We start from the raw sequence: 6,028 nt of genomic DNA on the forward strand, positions 1-6,028 counted from the left end.
TCTCGGAGGCATAGTGAGCGAGAGCCGCGTTATCGAGGTCGTTGCAGCCGTCATCGAGCATGAAGGCAAGATCCTGGCGTGCCGCCGCCGACCGGAGAAGGCCGCTGGAGGGAAATGGGAGTTCCCCGGCGGCAAACTCGAAAAGGGCGAGACGCACAGCGAGGCTTTGGTGCGAGAGATACGCGAAGAGCTCAGCACCTCCATCGAGGTCATCGCTCCGCTTCGAACCGACGAGACCTTGGTCGGAGAGAGCACGATCCGCCTCATTTGCCTTCGCGCCAAGTTGCTTGGAGAGCCACCGACGCAGAGTCTCGACCATGATGAACTGCGCTGGGTTGGTCACAGCGACCTGCCTGATCTCGAATGGGCCGCCCCGGATCTGCCAGCAGTCGCGGAACTTGCAGCCGAGGACCCTAATCGATGACCACGAACTCCTCGTCATCGCGGACCACTAGAAGGATGCCCAGATCGGACAGCAAGGCTTCGAGGTGAGCGATTGGTCTGCTGGGAAGCAAGATGACGGGGATCCCGGGCCTGCCGGACTCCCGAACCAGCCGCGAGTAGTCGAGGACTTGTCCAATCGCGGTGCGAACGTATTCGCGAGCGGGCGACTTCTTCGCCTCGACAACCCAGCCTGACTCTGAGACGTAAAGATCGGGCTCGATCGCGGCTCCTGCGGAGGTAAGGCGAAGGCGCTGAGGAGTCTCACCACGGGACCTGATCCACTGCCCGAAGTCCTTCTGCAACTCGAACTCGATTCGGGAGACGACGCGCTCGCCAGGGATGAGTGGGGCTGCAACGACGTACGACGAAGACTTGGGCGGTGTCCAAGACGAGGCGTGCGCGATTTCCGGGAGGGGCTCGGATGGTGCATCGAGTGCTTCCACATCGGCGTCAACCGGCACAAGCTTGAAGATGATTCCTTCGCGAGGATTCCCGTCCGAGTCCGGGATTGTCTCGATGCTGAACGCTGGCTCGCCAGTGGTGAACTCCCCAATGTAGGTGACGTAGGTGCCGTGTTTGGTGAACAGGCGGATGGGGCGGCCGTTCTTGGCGGCGTCTCGAAGCGCAGTGTTCCCGCGGGCGAATACTTGCGGACCGTACTGACCTTCGCCCGTGTAGAGAAAAGAACCGTCTCCCTGCAGCCCTTCAAAAGTGTCGTACCCGTGCCTCGCTCCGCTTTCCGGGCTAGTGATGACGAGTATGTCGGGAATCGATTTGGGCGTGATGATCCCGCCCTGCTCTTGACCCCTGTAGGCAGCGTGCAACTCTCGTCGCAGCACGGTGTCGCCGATCTCCAACGTCCAGACCTTCGGATCGGTGGGTCGGAGCTGCCGATCGAACCGAGCCCGCACAGCGTCAGCCTGGATGTCGTCGAGTTCCCATCCGGCGGCGCCTTCGGGTGGCCTGCCGTACTGCTCTCCGAGGAAGCCACGGATGCGCTTCTGGGTGACGTTCAACTCCAGCGATAGTCGGGCCGGCGTCGTTGTGCTCACGCCACGCAGCATATCGATATGCCGCACCGTCCATGCTTCGCTCCAGGGTCCGCTATCGTCTGGACTAAAGCGTGTTCAACGAAGAGCGGAGCAACGGTGGAGTTTTCAGAGCGTCTCGATTCCCTCGCAACGAAGGTGAAAAACCAGGCGACGGCGATCGGGACCGAGGAGGCAACGAAGAATGCGTTCGTCATGCCGTTCATCTCGACGATTCTTGGTTACGACGTCTTCGACCCGCTCGAGGTCGTCCCTGAGTTCACGGCCGACGTGGGGACGAAGAAGGGCGAGAAGATTGACTACGCCATCATGCGTGACAGTGAGGTTCAGATCCTCATCGAGTGCAAGCCGTCGATGGGGTCACTCAAGATCGAGCACGCTTCGCAGCTCTTCCGTTACTTCGCCGTCACGAACGCGCGCATCGCTGTTCTGACGAACGGCGTGGTCTGGCACTTCTACACTGACCTCGACGCTCCGAACCGGATGGACGCTAAGCCGTTCCTCGTGCTCGACCTGCTCGACATCGACGAGACTCTGATCCCGGAGATTCAGAAGCTGAGCAAGGAGAGTTTCGACCTCGACTCCATCATCAGCGCGGCCGAGGAGCTCAAGTACATTGGTGCCCTCAAGCGAGAGATCGCCAGCCAGTTTCGCGAACCGACTGACGAGTGGATCAAGTTCTTCGCGACGCGTGTCTACGACGGCTCTTACACACAGAAAGTGCGGCAGCAGTTTACGGGGCTGGTTGGCAAGGCGGCGCACCAGTTCCTGAACGAGCGTGTGAATGATCGTCTGAAGACCGCCCTCGGCGTGAGCGGAATTACGCACACGTCAGACCCTTCGCCGGCGACGAGTACTGAGGTCGCGGAAGCAGACCTCGACCGCGACACCGAGATTGAGACCACTCTCGAAGAGCTAGAGGGCTACCAGATCGTGAAGGCGATCGCTTGTGGCGAGGTCAAGCCGCAGCGCGTCACGCACCGCGATGCGAAGAGCTACTTCGCCGTGCTGCTCGATGACAACAACCGGAAGCCTGTGGCCCGTCTTCACTTCAACGGGAAGCAGAAGTACCTGGGGCTGTTGGACGAGGACAAGGTCGAGACGCGGCACGCGATCGAAGAGCTCGATGAGATCTATTCGCACGCGGATGGAATCCGCGAGGCCGTTCGCAGATATAAGGACTAGTCCGAAGGGCGAGTGGCGGCGCCTCGGTTGGGTGCGGAACGCGACTCAACCCCGCCCGCCACTCACCTTCTTGAACCACACACCGACCTGCGTCTGGAACAGCTCGCGCACCAGGTTGCTGTCGAGCGCGCCGTCGACGCCTCGCAGCCGACCCTGCGTGAGCTCCCCGCAGACCACCGCCCATGCGTAACCGATCGCCAGGGTGAACGTGCTGGCGACGGTGCCCGAGATCACGCCGCCCACCACGGTTCCGGCTCCGGGGATGAACTTCAGGAGTCCGGCGACGGCGCTTCGTCCCGCGGCAGAGACGGCGACGGTCGCCGCGGTCGCCGCGATCGTGGCGGTCTCGACCCTCACGCCGTAGATCGCCGCGACCCTCGCCATCATCCCGAGCTGAATGGGGACAAGCACACCGGCGTCGGCAACGGGGATCGGGATCGCTCCGACCGTCAACGCCGCCGTGGCAGCCGCGCGGACAACTGTCTGAGCTTGCTTGCGCTTTCTTGCCAGATCGACTTTCTGAGCGGCTGCGAACGCTGCTTCAACACCCTCGGGAGCTGCGCGAAACGTGGCATCGACGAGCTCCGTGAGCCCGTGCTGAACCTGGCCGGTGAACTCGTCCGCCGTCGACATCACCAGGATCGGACGGCCTCCCACGATCGGCAGGTCGAGCCCGGCGATGTGATCCGCCAGGGTCAGAGCGTCGGCGTGATACTCGCCGTTCCGCGACGGCACCTGCGTCAGAACGGCGACGACAGGCAGGCCGAGCTCGTGCAGGCGACGGATGAACTCCGCCTCGGTGTCCTCGAACCGCCGGTCCGTCGCCCGGACGCAGTACCAGGCGACGTGGATCTGCTCGGAGAGAGGGCGCTGGCGCATCTTCTTCAGGTAGTCGCCGAGTTCGCGGATCAGCTCATCGGTGTCCTTGCCGATCTCGAGACCACGGGTGTCGAGCAGGCCGAGGAAGCCGGAACGATGGATGTAGAGATGCTCGTCCATCGTGACGGGCTCGCCGACGCCGGTGGGAGCGACCTCCTCGCCGAAGATCGCGTTGATCAGCGTCGACTTCCCGACACCTGTCTTGCCGAAGATGGCGAGGTTGAAGCGGCCGATCTCGTCCGCCTGCTCTTTCCACTGACTGCGGAACTCGTCTTCAGAGAAGGTTTCACCCGTCATTGCGCACTCCCTCTGAGGCCGTGGCCCCGGTTGGCGGCGAAGCTCCCCCCTCGCTCACGGCTAGCGTATCGGGGCACACCTGAACTCTCGCTGCCTCACTCCGGGCCGTGGTTCACCCAGTCCGGACCCACGGTCGACGACGTCAACTCGACCTCCGGCAGCCAGAGGGAGAGAGGGAGTAGTTCGTTCACGGCATTGATCGTCTCGTTTCGCGAATTGTCCAGCCTGTCGGCAAGGAGCAGAAAGCGTCGTCTGTCCGGTTGAGGGATTCTGTCTAGCGAACTGCCGAGGTTGGGGACGGAGGAGAACTCTTGGGCAAGCTGCCTGAAGTCGAAGTTCACGGCGCTCATCCTGCGCCGGATCACATCTACCGCCTGCGGATCGAGCGGCTCGGTACAGTGCACGACGTTCGGCACGCCGAGGGTCTCACGCGTGATCAACCGACGGCCACGTAGCGACTTCGTGATTCCCTTCAAGGCGTCTTTCAGCTCCTGCATCGAGGATTCGCGACCCACCGATGCGCGGAACGCCTCGCGGTCGAACACCTTGTGGAGGAAGTCCTCGGGGTCCGGGTCCTCCACCCATCGGACGATCGGCGGTTGTGAATGTCCACTTGTGTTCGCGACGTGGCCGAGGGCACCGTCGAACGCGTTTCGGTTCGGGGATCGCGCTTCGAATAGCTCGTAGAACTTCTCGGCGAAGAGTCGCGCCCCGGCGTCGTCGACCTTCCGATTCGCTCCGATGAACCATCCGCCCTGGGGGATGAGGTGCGGCGCCCACTGCGAGGTCTCGCATCCATTCAAGAAGACGCCGTCGAGGCTGTGCGCGTCTCGAAGCGCGGCGTGCAGCTCGCGTGGCGTTGCGGTCGAGGGGGTGGGCATCCCCTGGTGGTCATGCCTGGCCACCTCGAGCCTTCCGCGCTTGCCATGCCCGATGAAGTGGAACACGTGAGGATCGAAGTCGCGTATCGCGCACTCGAGATCCTCCCAAGGCTCGTCCGTCTTGACGTCGACCTCGTACCTCTCGCCTTTGTTGAGGTCGTCGAGCATCTGCGCCTCGACCGGCGCCTCGCGGAGATCGCTCGCGAGGCGAAGCTGGGCCCACACGAGCACCCGAGTCCGGGGGTGACCATCTCCTCTGAGCGACATGGCGCGAGCCTAACCGAGCCATGCCTCCGCTCGCCGGCCTTCCCTCCCTCCACCCGCTGCGCCATCATGAGACGACCGCCCACCAAGGAGGCCCTTTTGTCGCTCGCATCGACCACGCCGGCAGTCGCCGCCGCAGCAGGCCTCCCCGGCGCCGCGGTCATCGCGGAGATCCGACGCGTCCTGATCACGACCCTGGTCGCCGTCTTCGTGTACTCCACACTCATGGTCGCGAGCCGGAGCTACTGCCCCGGTGGCGTCAACGGGAGCGGCGACTTCATCGACTCATCGGGACAGCCGACCGACCAGGCGCCTGTGTGTATCGATCTGACGCTCAGCCCCAGCCCCCTGGTCTACATAGGCATCGCCGCGATCGTGCTGATCACCCTCGGGCGCGTGATGAAGGCGAGCGACGAAAACACCGCCCTCAAGACACTGCACCGCGCGGCCATCGGAGTCTCGGCGCTCGTGGGCTTCGCGATCATCGTCTCTCTCGTGTGGTTCTTCCTGATCCCTATGGAGGGATTCACCTCTGGCTCATGGACGGTCTTCAGTCCCTTCCCCTTCGGGGGCATCGACGTCACGACCACGCCCATGACCGTCGAGTGACTCACGAAGAGAGCGGAGGACTCGCGCGGATCTGTGGCGCAGCGTGCGCGACACGCCCGGCGGTCAGCCCTGATTTGCCCGATCCCCGGGATCCGCGTAACTTATTACTTGTTCGCCCCAAACGGTTGAGCGGAGGTCCTCGGACCGGCTCCCGTCAAGCAGCTAACACCTCCCGAATCCCACACACTCACTGAGTGAGCAGGATGAAGGATGCTGATCCGTTCCCACGGCAAGGCCGAAGAAATTCGGACTTGACAACGGAAACGAGATCGGTAAGATAGAGAAGTTGCCCTGCGGGCCTGGCTGTGATGGCTGGGTCGTGGGAGCATCCGATCCTTGAGAACTCAACAGCGTGCACTTGTCAAATGCCAAATTATCCTCGTCTAGCTTCGGCTGGGTGAGAATTCCTTTGGATCAAAG

The 6,028-nt window shown here is 62.9% G+C and carries 6 protein-coding genes; 3 read left to right on the plus strand and 3 right to left on the minus strand.

Annotated features, from left to right (window positions below; genetic code table 11):
- The first annotated feature begins 13 nt into the window (after positions 1–13).
- Positions 14–424, plus strand: coding sequence for a (deoxy)nucleoside triphosphate pyrophosphohydrolase (locus tag AB4070_RS13475; protein WP_378876089.1), 411 nt, complete (start codon positions 14–16; stop codon positions 422–424).
- On the opposite strand, the gene AB4070_RS13480 is transcribed toward AB4070_RS13475, so the two are convergent.
- On the minus strand, positions 414–1,496 hold the full coding sequence (locus AB4070_RS13480) for a hypothetical protein (protein WP_441980536.1): 1,083 nt from the start codon (positions 1,494–1,496) through the stop codon (positions 414–416). The two genes, AB4070_RS13475 and AB4070_RS13480, sit on opposite strands and share 11 nt — an antisense overlap.
- Positions 1,497–1,592: 96 nt before the next feature.
- Here AB4070_RS13480 and AB4070_RS13485 point away from each other — a divergent pair, with 96 nt between their 5' ends.
- Entirely contained in the window at positions 1,593–2,678 is a 1,086-nt protein-coding gene (locus AB4070_RS13485) for a type I restriction endonuclease (RefSeq protein ID WP_378876087.1), read from the plus strand.
- 45 nt (positions 2,679–2,723) lie between these two features.
- Here AB4070_RS13485 and AB4070_RS13490 read toward each other — a convergent pair whose 3' ends face one another.
- Together AB4070_RS13490 and AB4070_RS13495 are read right to left on the minus strand one after the other, a co-directional pair.
- Positions 2,724–3,854 (minus strand): GTPase family protein, encoded by a 1,131-nt coding sequence (locus tag AB4070_RS13490; RefSeq protein WP_113680182.1) that lies wholly within the window; start codon positions 3,852–3,854, stop codon positions 2,724–2,726.
- A 95-nt stretch (positions 3,855–3,949) separates the two neighbouring features.
- Positions 3,950–5,002, minus strand: coding sequence for a hypothetical protein (locus AB4070_RS13495; protein WP_441980537.1), 1,053 nt, complete (start codon positions 5,000–5,002; stop codon positions 3,950–3,952).
- A gap of 66 nt (positions 5,003–5,068) precedes the next feature.
- Here AB4070_RS13495 and AB4070_RS13500 point away from each other — a divergent pair, with 66 nt between their 5' ends.
- Entirely contained in the window at positions 5,069–5,608 is a 540-nt protein-coding gene (locus AB4070_RS13500; RefSeq protein WP_441980538.1) for a hypothetical protein, read from the plus strand.
- Positions 5,609–6,028: the final 420 nt, after the last annotated feature.

Source organism: Microbacterium sp. 2RAF4, from assembly GCF_052115285.1.
Lineage (GTDB): Bacteria > Actinomycetota > Actinomycetes > Actinomycetales > Microbacteriaceae > Microbacterium > Microbacterium oxydans.

What these genes read in the sequence shown, in the direction of transcription:
- AB4070_RS13500 (WP_441980538.1), top strand. Translation starts at nt 5,069, where the DNA reads ATGAGACGACCGCCCACCAAGGAGGCCCTTTTGTCGCTCGCATCGACC.
- AB4070_RS13495 (WP_441980537.1), bottom strand. Translation starts at nt 5,002, where the DNA reads ATGTCGCTCAGAGGAGATGGTCACCCCCGGACTCGGGTGCTCGTGTGG.
- AB4070_RS13490 (WP_113680182.1), bottom strand. Translation starts at nt 3,854, where the DNA reads ATGACGGGTGAAACCTTCTCTGAAGACGAGTTCCGCAGTCAGTGGAAA.